Here is a 17,158-nt window from a genome sequence, read left to right as displayed (position 1 = left end):
GGTCGGACTCGAACACCAGCCGGAACGCCTGGTCCTCGCCCGCCACGAACTCGTACAGCGCGCCGATCGCCGCCCGCACCCGGAGCTTGTTGTCCGAGGCGGTCGCGGAGTTCGAGGAGCGCGACGGACTGCCCTGGGCCGGACCGGCGCTGGGGCGGACCACGGTGGAGCTGCTGCGTTCCTGGCTGGTGCCGCCGGCGCGCTCGTTGTGGCGGCTGCTGCCGGAGATCGGCGCGCCGACGCTCGTGGTGTGGGGTGCGCAAGACCGGGTCGTCTCGGTCCGGAAGGCGCCGCGCACCGCGCTGCTGATTCCACGCGGAAAGCTGCTCGTACTACCACGAACGGGTCATGTAGCGCAGATGGAGCGGCCACGGATCGTCGCGCGGGCGGTGCTCGGCCTGGTGGAGTCGGACAACTGGTGATGATCGGATTGGGCCGGTCCGGGTGGGCGTCGTCCCCCCGGTCACCCGCAGTGGCCGGTGTGACCTGGGGTGCCGGATGGGCTGTGGCACGCTAATGTGCGTGACCCGCCCGCCGCAGCGACCTCGTCAATCCGCGAACGACCGCCGACCGGCAGGTCGTGCTCGCGCGAGAGTGAACGCGGCCGAGAAGCGGGGGGAGCCGCTGGCGGCGTCCTGGAACCCGACCGCCGAGCCGTCCGAACCCGAGATCGTCGACGACGCCGAGGAGTTCGAGGACGAGCCGCGCCCGCGACCGCGCCGGAAGAAGCGCGCCGGAGTGGTGTCCCGGTACGGCTGGCGGGTCTACGCCGTGCCGCTGCTGGTCGTGATCAGCGCGCTCGCGGTGTTCCAGACCGTGCGACCCACCGACGGCGGCGCCACCACCGACCAGGCCGGGACCGGTTCGGACACCCCGGAGCAGCCGGTCGTCACCGAGGCCGCCCCGGGGCAGAAGTTCGACCCGAACCTGTTCTCCGCCGACCTCCCGCCGGGCGGCAAGATCCCGGAGACCGGCGCGCGCACCTTCCAGGTGCTGCCCGGCAGCTCGCCCGTGATCGGCCATGGGCAGCTGTACCGCTACACCGTCGAGGTCGAGGTCGGCGTGGAACTGGCCGACCCCAACGCCGACTTCGGCAACCTGGTGCAGACGACGCTGTCCGACCCGCGCAGCTGGACCAACCCGCAGGGCGCCACCGGGGACGGGCCGATCTCGCTGCAGCGGGTCGACGCGGGCGGCGAGAGCCCCGACTTCCGGGTGATCCTGGTCAGCCAGCAGACCGCGCGCGAGGCCTGCGACTACAGCAACGGCGTGCCCTACGACAGCTCGTGCCGCAAGGGCGAGATGGTCTACCTCAACGCGGCCCGCTGGGTGCGCGGCGCGGTGTCGTTCCAGGGCGACATCGGCGACTACCGCCGCTACGCGATCAACCACGAGGTCGGGCACGTCTTCGGCAACAAGCACGTCGGCTGCCCGACGCAGGGCGGCCTGGCGCCGGTGATGATGCAGCAGAGCTTCAGCGTCTCGAACAACGAGCTGCACGAGCTGAACAAGATCGCCGACCAGGGCACCCAGATCCCAGCAGACGGATTCGTCTGCAAGCCGAACGCCTGGCCCTTCCCGACCGGGTAGAACTTGTCTGAAGCTCTCGTTTTGCGTGGCGGTGCGGGTGGCGGAACCTCAGCGCCCGCCTGGTCTGCGGGTGCCCAGCCTTATGTATGCCAATACACGGCGGCTTGGCCGTCCTCGCCAGGCGAACGCTGAGAACCCGCGGCGGTGCAAGTTGCGAGGGTGGGTTATGCGCCTTCGACGCATACGACAGCACTGTCCGGGGCCGGTCAAGCGTCGTGGTGCGGTCTACCGCCCTAACGAACGCGGTTTTCGGGCGGGTTGCGTCTCGGAGTGTGGGAGTAGTTTGGGTTGCGGAAGGGCATCGGGGAGTCTTGCGTTGCAGATTCCGTGAGGCCCCGTTCGGGCGCTTCCGGGGACGCTTGAGGTGCCGTCCGCGTGCTCGTGCGCAGGTGGTGCCGACCATTGAGGAGGAGCTGGGAATGTCCGGCGCAACGTCGCTGCCGCCGCTGGTCGAACCGGCGGCTGAGCTGACCAAGGAAGAGGTCGCGCGCTACAGCCGCCACCTGATCATCCCGGACGTCGGGATGGACGGGCAGAAGCGGCTGAAGAACGCCAAGGTGCTGGTGGTCGGCGCCGGTGGCCTGGGCAGCCCGGCGCTGCTGTACCTGGCCGCGGCCGGGGTGGGCACGCTCGGCATCGTCGAGTTCGACGAGGTCGACGAGTCCAACCTGCACCGCCAGGTCATCCACGGGCAGTCCGACCTCGGGCGGCCGAAGGCCGAGTCCGCGCGCGACTCGATCGCCGAGGTCAACCCGTTCGTCAAGGTGAACCTGCACCAGGTGCACCTGAGCTCGGACAACGCCCTCGACATCTTCCGCGACTACGACCTGATCCTGGACGGCACGGACAACTTCGCCACCCGGTACCTGGTCAACGACGCCGCGGTGCTGGCGGGCAAGCCGTACGTGTGGGGCTCGATCTTCCGCTTCGAGGGCCAGGCCAGCGTGTTCTGGGACCAGTACGGTCCGAACTACCGCGACCTGTACCCCGAGCCGCCGCCGCCCGGCATGGTGCCGTCGTGCGCCGAGGGCGGTGTGCTCGGCGTGCTGTGCGCCTCCATCGGCTCGATCATGGTCAACGAGGCGATCAAGCTGATCACCGGTATCGGTGAGACGCTGCTCGGGCGCCTGATGATCTACGACGCGCTGGAGATGAACTACCGCACCGTCAAGATCCGCAAGGACCCCAACGCCACGCCGATCACCGAGCTGATCGACTACGAGGCGTTCTGCGGCGTGGTCTCCTCCGACGCGCAGGAAGCCGCTGCGAAGAGCACGATCACCCCGGGCGAGCTGAAGTCGATGTTCGACAACGGCGAGAAGTTCGAGCTGATCGACGTCCGGGAGCCGCACGAGTACGAGATCGTCAAGATCGAGGGCTCGAAGCTGATCCCGAAGGACCGGATCCTCTCCGGCGAGGCGCTCGCGGAGCTGCCGCAGGACCGCAAGATCGTCCTGCACTGCAAGTCCGGCGCCCGTTCGGCGGAAGCGCTGGCCGCGCTGCACAAGGCGGGCTTCGCGGACGCGGTCCACGTCGGCGGCGGCGTGCTGGGCTGGGCCAACGAGGTCGACCCCAGCCTCCCGACCTACTGATCCACTGCGACGACAGCGGGCCGACGGGCGCTCCGGCGCTCGTCGGCCCGCTGTCGTTCTGCGCCGCCGCGCAGAAGGACCACCGGAGACAGTTTTCGGCGTGATGTATTCGCGGGGTTCGGAGTGCCTGCTGCGGATTTGGCGATCATCGTTGTAGCGTCTGGCTCGTGAGTCCTACGCCGGAGCCGCCACCGCCGCACGTGCGCGCGGCATTCGGTGCGCGCGTCGAAGATCCCGAGTCGCTGGAGGGCGCAGTCGCCTGGCGGTGCGGGGACATCGTGCTGAAGCCCGCCGCGAACACCGCCGAGGCCGCTTGGGTCGCGCAGACCCTCGACCTGCTCGAACCGGACGAGGTCCGGGTGTCCCGCCCGGTGCGGTCCACCGACGGCCGCTGGGTGGTGTCCGGGTGGTCGGCCAGCCGGAACATCGACGGGCGGGCGGAGCCGCGGCACGACGACGTGGTGGCCATGTCGCTGCGCCTGCACGCGGCCAGCCGATTCCTGGCCCGGCCGCGGTTCTTGGAGGCGCGCCAGGACATCTACGCGCTTGCCGACCGGATGGCTTGGGGCGAGGTGGAGTACTCGCTGCCCGAGGAGAAGGGCGGCCGGCTCTACGACGTGCTCGCCGGTTCGCGGCGCGAGGTGCAGCTGGGACCGCAGGTGGTGCACGGCGACCTGTTCGGGAACGTGCTGTTCACCGACGACGCGGCGCCCGGCATCATCGACTTCAACCCGTACTGGCGGCCCGCGGAGTGGGCGGCGGCGGTCGTGGTGATCGACGCGCTGGCCTGGGGCGGCGCGGACGCGGCGATCGTGGAGCGCTGGTCGCACCTGACCGACTGGCCGCAGGCGCTGCTGCGCGCGTTGCTGTTCCGCTTGGCGGTGCACGCGCTGCACCCGCGCTCGTCCGCGCAGACCCTGACCGGTCTGGAGCGCGCTTCGCAGATGGTCCTCGAAGTGCTCTAGTCGCCTTCACCGCTGGACCGTTCGGGTGTGAGGATGGGGCTGTGAGCGAGGACCAGCCGCTGCGCGGTTTCACGGTGGGCGTGACGGCCGAGCGCAAGGCCGAGGAGATCGGGGCGCTGTTCACCCGGCGGGGAGCGCGGGTGCTGTTCGGCGCGGCGATGCACACGGTGCCGCTGCCCGAGGACGGCGAACTGGCCGCGGCGACCGAGGCGGTGCTGGCCGGGCCGGTCGACTACGTCGTGGCGATCACCGGGGTCGGGTTCCGGGGCTGGTTCGAAGCTGCTGAGCAGGCCGGCGCCGGTGAGCGGTTGCTGGAACACCTGCGTTCGGCCGAAGTGCTGGCGCGGGGCGCGAAAGCCCGTGGTGCGGTGCGGGGTTCCGGCCTGGTGGAGTCCTACACCTCGCCGTCGGAGGAGTCCGGCGAGGTGCTGGCGCACCTGCTCGAACGGGACCTCGCGGGCAAGCGGATCGTGCTGCAGGTGCACGGTGATCCGATGCTCTCGTTCCGCGCCGCGTTGCGCGAGGCGGGCGCCGAGGTGGTGCCGGTGACGGTCTACCGCTGGACGGACCCGGTGGACTTGGACGCGCTGGACGCCCTGATCGACGCGGTCCTGCGTGGCGAGGTGGACGCGCTGCCGTTCACCAGCGCGCCGGCGGCGACCAACTTCCTGGCCCGCGCGGACCGCACCGGCCGGGGCGAGGAACTGCGGAAAGCCTTGCGGGACGGGGTTTTCATCGCTTGCGTCGGACCGGTGACGGCGGCGCCGATCGCGGCGGCGGGACTGCCGCACGCGATGCCGGAGCGCTCCCGCACGGCCGCCCTGGTCCGCCTCGTGGCCGACGAACTCCCGGAGCGCGCACCCCGATCGTCCTAAGTGGATGGTCCGGGCGGCGGTCAGCGGGGCTGATCGATGATCCGCTCGACTGCTCTCATCAGTCGATCCCCGGCCTGGTCGATGCTTCCGTTCTGCGCGCTGACCTGCGCGCCTTCCAGCAGGAAGGTGATCTCGGCGGCGGCCTGCTCGGGATCGGGCAGTTCCGCCGCGGCGCACATGCCGGTCAGCCTGCGGGTCTGGCGGGCCTTGTGCTCCTCGATCACCTGCCGTGCGGGGTGGGAGCGGTCGGGCAGCTCGGCGATGGAGTTGATGAACGAGCAGCCGCGGTGCGAGATCGCCGGCAAACCCTCGACGATGAAGCGGGCCAGGGCGAGGATCTGCTCCCGGGGTCGGTCGGGGTGGTCGGTCTCGGCCCGGTCGAAGGCGGCCTGGTAGTCGGCGGCGACGATCCGCAGCCACTCCGCGACCAGCGCGTCCTTGGTCTCGAAGTGCCGGTAGATCGCCATCTTGGTGGTCTCGGCCCGTTCGGCGATCGCCTGGACGCTGACCCGCTGGATCCCCTCGTCCTGGAAGAGCTCTTCCGCCGCGTCGAGGATGCGCTCGCGGGGTGGCAGTTTCGCCACCCTGCCCGGCCTGCTGGCGGTCGATGCCATGTGACTGCTCCGTGGCGGTTGGCGGGCTGCTCGTCCGCTGCTACGGTACCAGCTCGTTCCATGTGATACCGATTGGTATCGTCCGATACTTGATGGTCTCGACTGGGAGTGACGGTGAGAGTTGCCGAGTACGTGGACTTCGACGCGGTCGGGCTCGCGGAGCTGGTGGCCGCGGGTGAGGTGTCGGCCGCCGAGCTGGAGGAAGCCGCTCGCGAGGCCACGCGGGCGGTCGATCCGCAGATCAACGCCATCGTGGAGACCTGGCCGACCGACCGCGGGCTCGGCTCCGGCAGGTTGGCCGGGGTCCCGTTCTTGATCAAGGACATCGGGGTCTCGATGGCCGGGAGGCGGATGGAGCTGGGCAGTCGGCTCGCGGCCGGCAACGTCGCTGCCGCGGACTCCGCCTTGATGCGCCGCTTCCGCCGTGCTGGTCTGGTGACCTTCGGGCGCACCTCGACACCGGAGATGGCTTACAGCAACACGACGGAGCCAGTGCTGCACGGCGCGACCCGCAACCCGTGGGACCTGGCGCGCAGCGCGGGTGGGTCCAGCGGGGGTGCGGGCGCGGCGGTCGCCGCCGGGGTGGTCCCGATCGCCCACGCCACCGATGCCGTCGGCTCGATCCGAGTTCCTGCCGCCCACAACGGTCTTTTCGGGTTGAAGCCCACCCGCGGCCGGGTCTCCGCGGGCCCCGACTTCGACGAAGTCTTCAACGGACTGGCCGTGCAAGGCAGCGTCAGCCGCACGGTCCGCGACAGCGCGGTGCTGCTCGACCAGATCCGCGGCCCGGAACCGGGTGACCCCTACTTCGCGCAGGAACCGTCCCGGCCGTACGCGGAGGAAGTCACCCGCCCGCCGGGATCGCTGCGGATCGGCGTCCTCACCCACGCATGGGGCGGGCACCGCACTGCTGCACCGGTGGCCGACGCCCTCTCCCGCACCGTGCGCCTGCTCGAATCCCTCGGCCACCACGTGGCGGAGGTCGAGGTCGACCTCGGGGTCGATTGGGAGGAATTCGTCCTGGCCAGCGCCCGTCAGTGGACGGCGAACCTCGCGGCCTCGATCGACGAGCTGGCGGCCGCCTTCGACCGGCCCATCGACTCCTCGACCCTCGAGGCGCCCGTGCTCGCCAGCTACCACTTCGGAAAGCGGGTCAGCGGCACCGAGTTCGTCACCGCCCTCGAGGTCCGGAACCGGATTTCCCGGAGCATGGCGAGCTACTTCGACGCCCACGACCTGCTGCTCACCCCGACCGTGCCGGAGCTGCCCGTGCCTTTGGGCACCCACGCCGAGGGCGCGGAGGCGTTGGACGGCCTCGGTTGGATCCGCCGCCTCTTCGACCTCTCGCCGTTCACCGCGGCGTTCAACGTCACCGGCATGCCCGCCATGTCCGTGCCGGTGACGGCCGACGTCGAGACGGGGCTGCCGATCGGCATGCAGTTCGCCGCCGGTTACGGGCTCGAAGGCCGGCTCTTCCGCCTCGCCGGACAGCTCGAGCAGGCAAGTCCGTGGGCGGGCCGAATTCCCGCGGTGTGGGCGGGAAACCCGATTTCTCAGGCGCCCCAGCGGTAGCGGCGCATGTTGATGCGGGCCCCGTCGGCGAGGACGCCTTCGGCGCGGAGGAGTTCCAGCTGGCGGTGCTGGAGGTGTTCGGCGACCGTGCCGTTGGAACGCAGGACCCGGTGCCACGGCAGGTCGGCGCTGTCCTCGGCGAGGATGCGGCCCACGATGCGCGCCGAGCGCAGTCCCGCGATCTCGGCGATGTCGCCGTAGGAGAGCACCGACCCGGGCGGGATCGATGCCACGATCGCCCGCACCTGCTCCACGGTCTCCTCGTTCACGAATCCGAAGCTACCGCACAGCACCGTCCGGCTGAGGTTTTCCATCCTCGTTTTGCGTGGCGGTGCGGGTGGCGGAACCTCAGCGCCCTCGTCGCGCGGTGCCGGTCGTGCTTCGCGGTCGCAGGCTAGACAGGATGAAAAAGGCGCACTGCGCTGAGTCGTACGGGGCGGCTGTGGCCGGTGCGGCGAACGGCCCGTTCGTCCCGGTGGGAGTGGCGAACGGGCCGTTCGCTCGGGCTCAGCCCTGGAACCCGGCGACGATCTTGGTGAACTCCCACGGCTGCTGGTCGATGCCGCTGCAGGCGTCGGCGCCGCCGCCTCCCTCGCAGGAGCGGTCCCGGTTGAGCGACCAGAAGGTGAACCGGCCGAGGTTCTTCTCCTTGGCGTAGTCGGCCATCTTCTGGTAATCGGCCGGGGTGACGGTCTCGCCGGTGTCGGTCTTGCCGTTCATCGACGAGATGCCGGCGTGCGAGTACGCCTCCTCGTCGGTGTAGCCGAAGGCGGTCTTGAGCTGCTCCTTCAGCGCCTCGGTGGAGGTGATGGTGTCGGCCGCCATGTCGGTGCCGCCGAAGTTGAACGGCATCTGCGTCCACACGTCGACGTTCGCGCCGATCTCCGCGGCCTTGCCGATCAGCCGCTTGCCCGAGTCGTTCGGGCCGTCGATCAGCGTCGGGAAGGTGATCACCGTCTGCAGGCCGGGGTTGGCCTCCTTGACGGTCTTCAGCGCCTCCAGGACCCGGTCCTGCACCTCCGGGGTGTCGAACTCGGTGGCCTCGATGTCGATGTCGATGGCCTTCAGCCCGTAGGCGTCGATCAGCTTCTGGTAGGCGCCGGCCAGCGACTGCGCGTCCTGGCAGGCCTCGCCGAGCTTGTTGCCCGCCCAGCCGCCGATGGACGGGATGACGTCGCCGCCACCGGCACGGACCTCGTCGATGACGGCCTTCTCCGGCCCGTCGAGCGGGCGGTTGCCGTCCCAGGCGGGGTTGCAGGTGCCGTCGGAGAGGATGAACGCCAGCGTGAAGTCCTTGATGCCGGTGGCGCTCATCACCTCGCCGACCGCGGGCGGGTTGCCCCAGCCGTTGTAGAGGTAGGGCGAGGCGGCGGCCGGGGAGGCGGCCTCGGGGCGGGCGTCGGTGGCTTCAGCGCTGAGCGCGGGAACGGCGCCGAGGGTCAGCGCCGCTGCCGCCGCCGCACCGGTAAGCAGGCTCTTGCGGACCTTGCTCACGATTTCCTCCTTCGGGGAGCGGAATGGGGCTCGGGGGAGAGATTTCGCAGGTCACGGGCGGGGAACCCGTGTTGATCCGAAACCATGCCAGAGGAAAAAATTGGTTTGTACCACCAAAAGGTGGTCTTGAATTCACATTCAATTGGCGTTAAACGCGCGCGATGTTTCCGTGGAAAACGCAGGTGAACCGGGCTCGCACGAATACACGTGGGGGAGGGGCGCGGCGGTTCAGCACCGTCCCGGAACCGGGTACGCGGAGACCCTTGATCGACCGCCCCACCTGCGGCGGGATCGGGCCGGCGAACCGCGAGCCCTTCGCGACCTTGTCGCCGACGCGTGGTTCCATCGACGGGTGCCATCCCCGACCGCGCCCGTGCTCGTGCGCCGTGCTGAACCAGCTCGGCGGCGCACCACTTGGGACGCGGCCGGGCAGCGCGCGCTGGCGCACACCTTCGGCTTCCTGCGCGTGCTCGGCGGCCCCGGGACCGGCAAGAGCACGCTCATCGCGGAGCTGGCCGCCGACCGGATCCGCAACCGCGAGGTGTCGCCGGAGAACGTCCTGGTCCTGACCGGGAGCCGCCGCGCCGCGTCCTGGATGCGCACCGAGATCACCCGGCTGCTCACCGGCTCGTCGACCGAGCTGCGCACCGCGCCCGAACCGCTGGTCCGGACCGTCCACTCCTACGCCTTCGCGGTGCTGCGCCTGCAGGCGGCGCGCGACGAGCTGCCGCCGCCGCAGCTGCTCAACGGCCCGGACCAGGACGCGCTGATCCGCGACCTGCTGGCCGGTGACGTGGAGATCGGCGCGGAGGACTGGCCGGAACCGCTGCGCCCGGCGCTGACCGTGCCCGGCTTCGCCGAAGAACTGCGCGACCTCCTGCTGCGCGCCGCGGAGCGCGGTGTCGGTCCGGAGCGGCTGGCGGCGCTCGGACGTCAGCACGGCCGTCCCGAGTGGATCGCCGCCGGCAAGTTCGCGCGGCAGTACGAGCGGGTCACGTTGCTGCGCGGCGCCGGTGGTTCGCAGGCTCCCGCGCTGGACGCCGCCGAGCTGGTCGGTTCGGCGCTGCTGGCCTTCGACACCGATCCGAAGCTGCTCGCCGCCGAGCAGGACCGCGTGCGCTACGTGTTCGTCGACGACGCCCAGCACCTGGACCCGCAGCAGTACTGGTTGATCAGGCGGCTCGGCGACACCGCCACCGAGTTCGTGCTGGCCGGAGACCCCGACCAGGCCGTGTACTCGTTCCGCGGCGCCGACCCGCGCTGCCTGCTGGACTCCGATCCGGACGGCAGCAGCACCGAGGTGCTGACCATCGACCACCGGATGTCCAAAGCGGTCCGCGAAGCGGTGCAGCGGCTGGCCGAGCGGCTGCCCGGTTCGGGGCCGCAGCGCAAGCTGGTCGAGCCCGAGGACGAGCGCGACGGTTCGGTGCAGGTGCGGCTGCTGGCCACCGAGGCGCAGGAGGCGACCTGGGTCGCCGACCAGCTGCGCCGGGCGCACCTGATCGATGAGATCCCGTGGTCGCAGATGGCGGTCGTGGTGCGCTCGACCGGTCTGTCGCTGCCGGTGCTGCGCCGCGCCCTGCTCGCCGCGAGCGTGCCGATCGCGCTCCCGGTGGACGACATCCCGCTGGCGCAGCGGAACGCGGTCCGTCCACTGTTGACACTGCTGCGCTGCGCGGCGCGCCCGCAGGCGCTCGATCCGGATTCCGCGGCCGAGCTGCTGGCCTCGCCGCTCGGTGGCGCCGATCCGTTGGCGCTGCGGCGGTTGCGGCGCGGACTCCGGCGCCTGGAGCTGGCCTCAGGTGGTGGCCGGCCCAGCGGTGAACTGCTGGTGGAAGTCCTGCAGGACGACGACCAGCTCGCCGCGCTCGAGGCCTCTGCGGCGGAGCCGGCCCGGAAGGTCGCGGGCCTGCTGCGCAAGGCCGCCGAATCGGTGTCCGCCGGGCACAGCGTCGAAGAAACGCTGTGGCGGGTCTGGAAGGCCAGCGGTCTGGAGAAGCGCTGGGTGGCGCAGTCCGAACGGCACGGCGTCGTCGGTGCCCAGGCCGACCGAGACCTGGACGCCATCGTGTCGCTGTTCGACGCGGCCGCCCAGTACGTCGACCGGTTGCCGGGTGCCGACGCCGCCGGTTTCGCCGACTACCTGACCAGCCAGCAGATCGCGGGCAGCTCGCTCGCACCGACCGCGCCCCGTGACAACGCCGTCCAAGTGCTCACCGCGCACGCCGCGAGCGGGCAGGAGTGGGAAGTCGTGGCGATTCCCGGCATCCAGGAGGGGATCTGGCCTGACCTGCGGTTGCGCGGATCGCTGCTCGGGGTGGAGCGGTTGGTCGACGTGCTGGCCGGGATGGACTCCGAGCGGGTGTCGGCCACCGCGCCGCTGCTGGCCGAGGAGCGCCGGCTGCTGCGGGTCGCCGCCAGCCGGGCGCGGCGGAACCTGCTGGTCAGCGCGGTGCGGGGGGAGGACGACCAGCCGTCGCGGTTCCTGGACGAGCTCGAAGGCGTGGACAGCGATCCGGACGCGGTCGAGCGGCCGATCGCCCGGCCGGAACGCGGTTTGGCGCTGGCCGACCTGGTCGGCGAGCTGCGGCGGGTCGTGTGCGACCCGGAGGCGCTGCCGGAGCGGCGCCGACGCGCGGCGAAGCAGCTGGCGCGGCTGGCGGCGGAGGACGTGCCGGGCGCCAGCCCGGAGAGCTGGTACGGGCTGCCGGAGAGCTCCACGGCCGAACCGCTGGTGACCGGCGACGAACCGGTGCGCGTGTCTCCGTCCACTGTGGAAATCCTGGCCAAGTGCCCGCTGCGCTGGATGGTGGAGCGGCACGGCGGCCAGGACACCGCGGAACTCGCCGCGCTCACCGGAACCCTGGTGCACGCGCTGGTCCAGGCCGCCGCGGAAGGCGCGGACACCAAGCAGTTGCACAAAGCGCTCGACGAAGCGTGGGACTCGGTGGACGCCGGTGCGCCGTGGTTCTCCCGCAAGGAGCGCAAGCGCGTGGAGAACATGCTCGACGCCTTCGTGAACTGGCTGGTGCAGTCGCGGGCCGAACTCACCCAGGTCGGGGTGGAGAAGGACCTCGACGTCACGGTCCCGGCCCGCCCCGGCGGTCCGTGGCTGCGGCTGCGGGGTCGGGTCGACCGGCTCGAAGCCGACGGCGAAGGACGTCCGGTCGTCGTGGACGTCAAGACCGGCAAGAACCCGGTCAGCAAGGGCGATGCCGAGGAACACCCGCAGCTGGCGGTGTACCAGCTCGCCGCCGCGTTGGGCGCCTTCGGCGAGCACGACGCCCCGGGCGGGGCCCGGCTGCTCTACGTGGCGAAGTCCGACCGCAAGGGTGCGGCCACCGAGCGGACCCAGGAGGCGTTGGACGACGAGCGGATCAAGGTGTGGCTCGACGTGGTGCACACGGCGGCGGCCGACAGCCTCGGCCCGGCCTTCGTGGCCACGGAGAACGCCGACTGCTCCCGCTGCCCGGCCCGGACCTGCTGCCCGGTCCAACCGGAAGGTAGGCAGGTCGCCCAATGACCGAGCGGCCCCGGGGCAACGCAAATTCAATGGAAATCGGACGTCCGATTTCCATTGAATTCGCGTGCCTCCGTCCGCAGGTCCCGGCGTGTCGTGTCCCGACACACCGGAGGTCCGCAATTTCCATTGAAATCGAAGGTTCGATTTCAATGGAAATTGCGCGGGACGGAGCAGTGGGGGTGTGCAGGTGAGCGAGCGGGCGATGGTCAGTCCACATCGGATCGCGCAGGCGCTCGGACTGCACCCGCCGACACCGGAGCAGGCCGCCGTCATCGCCGCGCCCGCCGAACCGGCGCTGGTCGTCGCGGGTGCCGGCGCGGGCAAGACCGAGACCATGGCCGCGCGGGTGGTCTGGCTGGTGGCGAACCAGCTGGTCACGCCCGAGCGCATCCTCGGTCTGACCTTCACCCGGAAAGCTGCGCGGCAGCTCGCCGACCGGGTGCGCGCGCGGTTGCGCCGGCTCGCCGGATCGGGGCTGCTGGACGAAGTCGACCCGAGCGGACAGCTGCGGTCCACCGTGCTCACCGAAGACCCGACGGTGCTGACCTACCACGCCTACGCCGGGCGGATCGTCGGCGAGCACGGGCTGCGGGTGCCGGTCGAGCCGGGCGCGCGGCTGCTGAGCGAGACGGCTTCGTGGCAGCTCGCGCACCGCGTGGTCGCGACCTGGACCGAGGACCTGGACACCGACAAGGTTCCGTCCACTGTGACCGGTTACGTCCTGGCGCTGGCGGGGGAGCTCGCCGAGCACCTGGTGAGTCCGCGCGATCTGCGCGACCACGCCGAGAAGCTGTGCCAGGTCATCGAGAACGCGCCGCGGGCGAAGGGGCAGCGCGCGAACTTGCCGCAGGACCTGATGAAGGTCGTCGCCGCGCAGCAGCTGCGGATCGCGCTGCTGCCGCTGGTCGAGGAGTACGCGCAGAGCAAGCGGCGGGAAGGCGCGATGGACTTCGCCGACCAGATGTCGCTCGCCGCGCTGCTGGCCGCCGAACATCCCGAGGTCGTCGAAGGCGAGCGGGCCCGCTACGGCGCCGTGCTGCTCGACGAGTACCAGGACACCGGGCACGCGCAGCGGGTGCTGCTGCGATCGCTGTTCGGGCAGGGCGACCAGCTGCCGGTCACCTCGGTCGGCGACCCGGCGCAGGCGATCTACGGCTGGCGCGGCGCGAGCGCGGCGAACCTCCCGCGCTTCACCACCGACTTCCCGCGCACCGACGGCGGGCGCCCGGCACCGGCCAGCCGCTACGGGCTGCTGACCAGCTTCCGCAATCCCGCGGAAGTCCTGGAAGTCGCCAACGCGGTGTCCGAACCGCTGCGCCGGATCGGGCTCGAAGTGGACGAGCTGCGCCCCCGGGAAGGCGCGGAACCCGGCGACATCCGGCTCGCCCTGACCGAGCACGTCCGAGAAGAGCTCGACTGGGTCGCCGACCAGATCGCCGCGCAGTGGCACGCCGCGCTGGACGAGGGCGGCTCGCCCCCGACCGCCGCGGTGCTGGTGCGGCGGCGCGCGGACATGGCCGACATCGCCGCTGTGCTGCGCGAACGCGGACTGCCGGTGGAGGTCGTCGGCCTCGGCGGGCTGCTCGACGAAGCGGAGGTGCGGGACCTGGTCAGCGCGCTGCGCACGCTGGTCGACCCGCTGGCCGGAACGGCCGCGATGCGGCTGCTGACCGGTTCGCGCTGGCGCATCGGCGCCGCCGACATCGCCGCGCTGTGGGAGCGGGCGCGCGAACTCGGTGCGCAGGCGTTCAAGGAACCGGAGTCCGACGATCCGTCCGCAATGGTCACCGCTGCGCTGCCGGGGGAGAACGCCGAGCAGGCCGGACTCGTCGACGCCCTCGACGACCCCGGCGACGCCGCGCGCTACTCCGCGGCCGGCTACCAGCGGATCCGCAAGCTCGGTACCGAACTCGCCAACCTGCGGCGACGTCTCGACCAGCCGCTGCCCGAGCTGGTCGCCGACGTCGAGCGGACCCTGCTGCTGGACATCGAGAGCCTCGCGCGATCGGTGGGCCCGGGCCGGATCCACCTGGACGCCTTCGCCGACGTGGTCACCTCCTTCGCCATGACCAGCCCGTCGGCCACCCTGTCCTCCCTGCTGGACTACCTCTCCGCCGCCGAGCGCGCCGAGGACGGGTTGGAACCGGGCGAGGTCGAGGTCGCCGAAGACCGCGTCCAGGTGCTGACCGTGCACGCGGCGAAAGGCCTGGAATGGCAGGTGGTCGCCGTTCCGCACCTGGTCAACGACGTCTTCCCCGGCAAGCGCAAGTCGTCGTCCTGGCTCCGCTCGGTCACCTCGCTGCCCGCCGAGCTGCGCGGCGACGCGCAGGACCTGCCGGTGCTGGACGTCGACCGGCTGTCCGGGATGGACCGCAAGGAGATCACCGAAGCGCTGGGCATCCACGACGAGGAGTTCGAGGAGCGGCGGATCGCCGAGGAGCGCCGCCTGCTCTACGTCGCGGTCACGCGCTCGGAGCGGACGCTGCTGCTCTCCGGGCACTGGTGGGGCGAGAACGGTGACCGGCCGAAAGGGCCGTCGATCTTCCTGCAGGAGCTGGCAGCGGTGCTGAACGGCTCCAACGTCGGGGTGCTCGACCAGGTGGCGCCGCAGCCCGCGGAGGACGCGCCGAACCCGCTGGCCGAATCGGTGCGCAGCGTGGAATGGCCGATCGATCCGCTGGGCCCGCGCCGCGAAGCGGTCGCCGAAGGCGCGGAGCTGGTGCGCGCCGCACTGTCCGATGTGGACTCGTTGGAGTCCGAGGAGGACGACGACGAGGAGGGCTGGGCCCGGGACGTCGAAGTTCTGCTCGCCGAGCGGGCGGCGGCAGCGCAGCGGCGGGAGCAAGTCCGGCTGCCGGAACACCTCTCGGTGAGCCAACTCGTCGAACTGGCCGGGGACACCGAAGGCCTGGCGCGCCGGCTGCGCCGTCCGCTGCCGTTCCCGCCGAACCCGATGACCCGGCGCGGCACCGCCTTCCACGCCTGGCTGGAGCACCGCTTCACCTCGTCCGCGCTGCTGGACATCGACGAACTGCCCGGCGCGGCCGACGAATCCGCGCCGATGCAGGAGGACCTGGCCGAACTGCAGCAGGCGTTCCTGGCCGGCACGTGGGCCGACCGCACCCCGCACCGCGTCGAGGTGCCGTTCGAGACCCAGGTCGAGGGAATCGTCCTGCGCGGCCGGATGGACGCGGTGTTCCGCGACCCCGACGGCGGCTGGACGGTGGTGGACTGGAAGACCGGCGCGGTGCCCGGCGGCGACAAGGTGCCCGCGCTGTCGGTGCAGCTGGCGGCCTACCGGCTGGCGTGGGCGGAGCTGTCCCGCACGCCGCTGGAGAAGGTCCGCGCGGCGTTCCACTACGTCCGCCACGACCACACCCTGCGCCCGGCCGACCTCCTCGACGCCGACGGCATCCGGAACCTCATCACCGCCGTTCCCGAAGCGGGGTGAACCTTCCCGGATTCCCGGACCACCGAGCGCGCTGTGATGCAAGCGGCGGTAACACGTTCGGGTGGCGGAGCTTGAGATGCCGCCGCGCGGCGGAACAGGATGCCCGCGATGAACACGCACTGGAAGCTCAGCGCCCCACCGGAATCCGAAGTGCACGTGGACGCCGAGGTGCTCGCGATGCGCGCGCCGCTGGTGCGGGTGCACCGCGACGACGCCGGCACCTGGTCCTTCGACGGCCCGGGCCAATCCCCGCGCCCGTCGAAGAAGACGCTGCTCAGCGCCGTCGTCGGCGCGTGGCCGCACGTCGCCGCGCTGTCCGACCTGGACACCGGTGCGGCCGCCGTGTGGTCGTGGAAGCAGCACGGCTGGGCCAGCGAGTTCCAGTGCGAGTGCGGCTCCTGCGACCAGCCGGTGGCCATGGACATCGACCGCCGCGCCTGGCCGGAAGAACTGCAGCCGCACACCATCCTCAGCGTCGAGCAGACCGCCCTGTCCGGTCAGACCGCGCTCACCGACATCATCTCCACACCCGGCGGAGTCGCCCTCCTCGGACCAGGTGAGCACCGCCGCACGGCCGACCTGATGACCCCGGTCGCCCTGGCCAATGCGATCCGCCGCTGGCCCCACACGATGCAGGCCCTCCGAATGCTGAAGGAAGGCCACGGAATGCGCTGGAACCCAGAAGGCCTCAACTGGCACGAGTACGTCCTGGCCTGATCGATTCTGTCTCCGGTGGTCCTTTTGCGTGGCGGTGCCGGCCATGCCTCGCGGTAGCTGCTCACCGCCGAAATCGCGCTGCGGCTGGCATCGGGGTTCGTGAGCACTTTGTGGGGCTATAGCACCCCAAAGCGCTCACGAGCTTGTGTCAGGCGTTCTCGGTCAGCTGGGGGAGTTCGAGGAGCCGGGAGTAGAGGACTTCCAGGAGCCAGCGGCCGAAGAGGGACGAACCGAACTCCGCGGTCCGGTCCTCCGGCGGGATCACCAGCTCGGCCGGGCCGCCGGGCGCCGCGTTGACCGCGCCCACCCCGTAGTAGTCGAGCTCGAGCATGCGCAGCGGGCGGTACGGCTGGTTCGACGGGAGCACCACCGCGCACGGCGCCAACGTCAAGAGCGTTCCGCACGCGCGCAGCGCGAAGCGCGGATGGGCCACCGGGACCAGAGCGCCGAGCAGGTCCACCGCGGGGACCGGCACGTGATCGTGCGTGGTCGGCTCGGACCAGGAGCGGAACCAGGCCGGGTTGAGCTCGGGCGCCCAGCCGTTGCGACTGCGCCACTGGTGGACGTCCTGGCGGATGCGCACCACGGCGGCGAACTTCGCGCCGAGGACCTCCACGTCCGGGATCAGCTGGCCGTCCCAACCCAGGGCGCGGGCCGCGTGCTGGAGCTGCTGCACTTCTGCATCGTAGAACGCCCAACCCGGGAAACGGGGCCTGGTCTTCCGCTTCGGATCAGAAGTCGTTATCCGCGCCGGGGTGCCGCTCC

Annotated in this window: 13 protein-coding genes; 9 read left to right on the top strand and 4 right to left on the bottom strand. The window is 71.2% G+C overall.

Annotated features, from left to right (window positions below):
* The 5 genes from OU415_RS19365 to OU415_RS19345 all read left to right on the top strand — a co-directional run.
* A partial coding sequence (locus tag OU415_RS19365; protein ID WP_270950281.1) for an alpha/beta fold hydrolase occupies positions 1 to 422 on the top strand: 422 nt, incomplete at its 5' end.
* Between the two features lie 172 nt (positions 423 to 594).
* Positions 595 to 1,590 carry a DUF3152 domain-containing protein gene (locus OU415_RS19360; protein WP_270950280.1) on the top strand — a complete coding sequence of 332 codons (996 nt, stop codon included), beginning with the start codon at positions 595 to 597 and terminating at the stop codon, positions 1,588 to 1,590.
* Between the two features lie 419 nt (positions 1,591 to 2,009).
* Positions 2,010 to 3,182, top strand: a complete 1,173-nt coding sequence (gene moeZ, locus OU415_RS19355; RefSeq protein WP_270950279.1) for an adenylyltransferase/sulfurtransferase MoeZ — start codon at positions 2,010 to 2,012, stop codon at positions 3,180 to 3,182.
* Between the two features lie 167 nt (positions 3,183 to 3,349).
* On the top strand, positions 3,350 to 4,147 hold the full coding sequence (locus OU415_RS19350; protein ID WP_270950278.1) for a TIGR02569 family protein: 798 nt from the start codon (positions 3,350 to 3,352) through the stop codon (positions 4,145 to 4,147).
* Between the two features lie 41 nt (positions 4,148 to 4,188).
* The gene (locus OU415_RS19345) at positions 4,189 to 5,022 is read left to right on the top strand and encodes a uroporphyrinogen-III synthase (RefSeq protein ID WP_270950277.1); all 834 of its coding nucleotides are present in this window, start codon (positions 4,189 to 4,191) and stop codon (positions 5,020 to 5,022) included.
* 20 nt (positions 5,023 to 5,042) lie between these two features.
* On the opposite strand, the gene OU415_RS19340 is transcribed toward OU415_RS19345, so the two are convergent.
* Complete coding sequence (locus OU415_RS19340) at positions 5,043 to 5,636, bottom strand: TetR/AcrR family transcriptional regulator (protein WP_270950276.1); 594 nt, start codon at positions 5,634 to 5,636, stop codon at positions 5,043 to 5,045.
* 114 nt (positions 5,637 to 5,750) lie between these two features.
* Between OU415_RS19340 and OU415_RS19335 the strand changes: the two genes are divergently transcribed.
* The gene (locus OU415_RS19335) at positions 5,751 to 7,208 is read left to right on the top strand and encodes an amidase (RefSeq protein WP_270950275.1); all 1,458 of its coding nucleotides are present in this window, start codon (positions 5,751 to 5,753) and stop codon (positions 7,206 to 7,208) included.
* Here OU415_RS19335 and OU415_RS19330 read toward each other — a convergent pair.
* Both OU415_RS19330 and OU415_RS19325 read right to left on the bottom strand, forming a co-directional pair.
* Entirely contained in the window at positions 7,190 to 7,477 is a 288-nt protein-coding gene (locus OU415_RS19330) for an MGMT family protein (RefSeq protein ID WP_270950274.1), read from the bottom strand. The genes OU415_RS19335 and OU415_RS19330 overlap by 19 nt on opposite strands.
* Positions 7,478 to 7,715: 238 nt before the next feature.
* Positions 7,716 to 8,702 carry a chitinase gene (locus tag OU415_RS19325; protein WP_270950273.1) on the bottom strand — a complete coding sequence of 329 codons (987 nt, stop codon included), beginning with the start codon at positions 8,700 to 8,702 and terminating at the stop codon, positions 7,716 to 7,718.
* A 352-nt stretch (positions 8,703 to 9,054) separates the two neighbouring features.
* On the opposite strand from OU415_RS19325, the gene OU415_RS19320 reads away from it, so the two are divergent.
* The 3 genes from OU415_RS19320 to OU415_RS19310 all read left to right on the top strand — a co-directional run bounded on the left by OU415_RS19320 (position 9,055) and on the right by OU415_RS19310 (position 16,393).
* The gene (locus tag OU415_RS19320; protein ID WP_270950272.1) at positions 9,055 to 12,225 is read left to right on the top strand and encodes an ATP-dependent helicase; all 3,171 of its coding nucleotides are present in this window, start codon (positions 9,055 to 9,057) and stop codon (positions 12,223 to 12,225) included.
* 202 nt (positions 12,226 to 12,427) lie between these two features.
* Positions 12,428 to 15,676 carry an ATP-dependent helicase gene (locus tag OU415_RS19315; RefSeq protein WP_270950286.1) on the top strand — a complete coding sequence of 1,083 codons (3,249 nt, stop codon included), beginning with the start codon at positions 12,428 to 12,430 and terminating at the stop codon, positions 15,674 to 15,676.
* 108 nt (positions 15,677 to 15,784) lie between these two features.
* The gene (locus tag OU415_RS19310; protein ID WP_270950271.1) at positions 15,785 to 16,393 is read left to right on the top strand and encodes a hypothetical protein; all 609 of its coding nucleotides are present in this window, start codon (positions 15,785 to 15,787) and stop codon (positions 16,391 to 16,393) included.
* A gap of 148 nt (positions 16,394 to 16,541) precedes the next feature.
* Here OU415_RS19310 and OU415_RS19305 read toward each other — a convergent pair whose 3' ends face one another.
* Positions 16,542 to 17,069 (bottom strand): hypothetical protein, encoded by a 528-nt coding sequence (locus OU415_RS19305; RefSeq protein ID WP_270950270.1) that lies wholly within the window; start codon positions 17,067 to 17,069, stop codon positions 16,542 to 16,544.
* Between the last annotated feature and the right edge of the window lie 89 nt (positions 17,070 to 17,158).

The sequence above is a fragment of the Saccharopolyspora oryzae genome (assembly GCF_027853915.1).
GTDB lineage: Bacteria > Actinomycetota > Actinomycetes > Mycobacteriales > Pseudonocardiaceae > Saccharopolyspora > Saccharopolyspora oryzae.
Note: the sequence above shows the minus strand (reverse complement) of the source record. Positions and strands in the feature narration are given on the sequence as shown.

Coding starts and splice junctions, on each gene's coding strand:
- OU415_RS19310 (WP_270950271.1), top strand. CDS start 15,785: ATGAACACGCACTGGAAGCTCAGCGCCCCACCGGAATCCGAAGTGCAC.
- OU415_RS19315 (WP_270950286.1), top strand. CDS start 12,428: ATGGTCAGTCCACATCGGATCGCGCAGGCGCTCGGACTGCACCCGCCG.
- OU415_RS19340 (WP_270950276.1), bottom strand. CDS start 5,636: ATGGCATCGACCGCCAGCAGGCCGGGCAGGGTGGCGAAACTGCCACCC.
- moeZ (WP_270950279.1), top strand. CDS start 2,010: ATGTCCGGCGCAACGTCGCTGCCGCCGCTGGTCGAACCGGCGGCTGAG.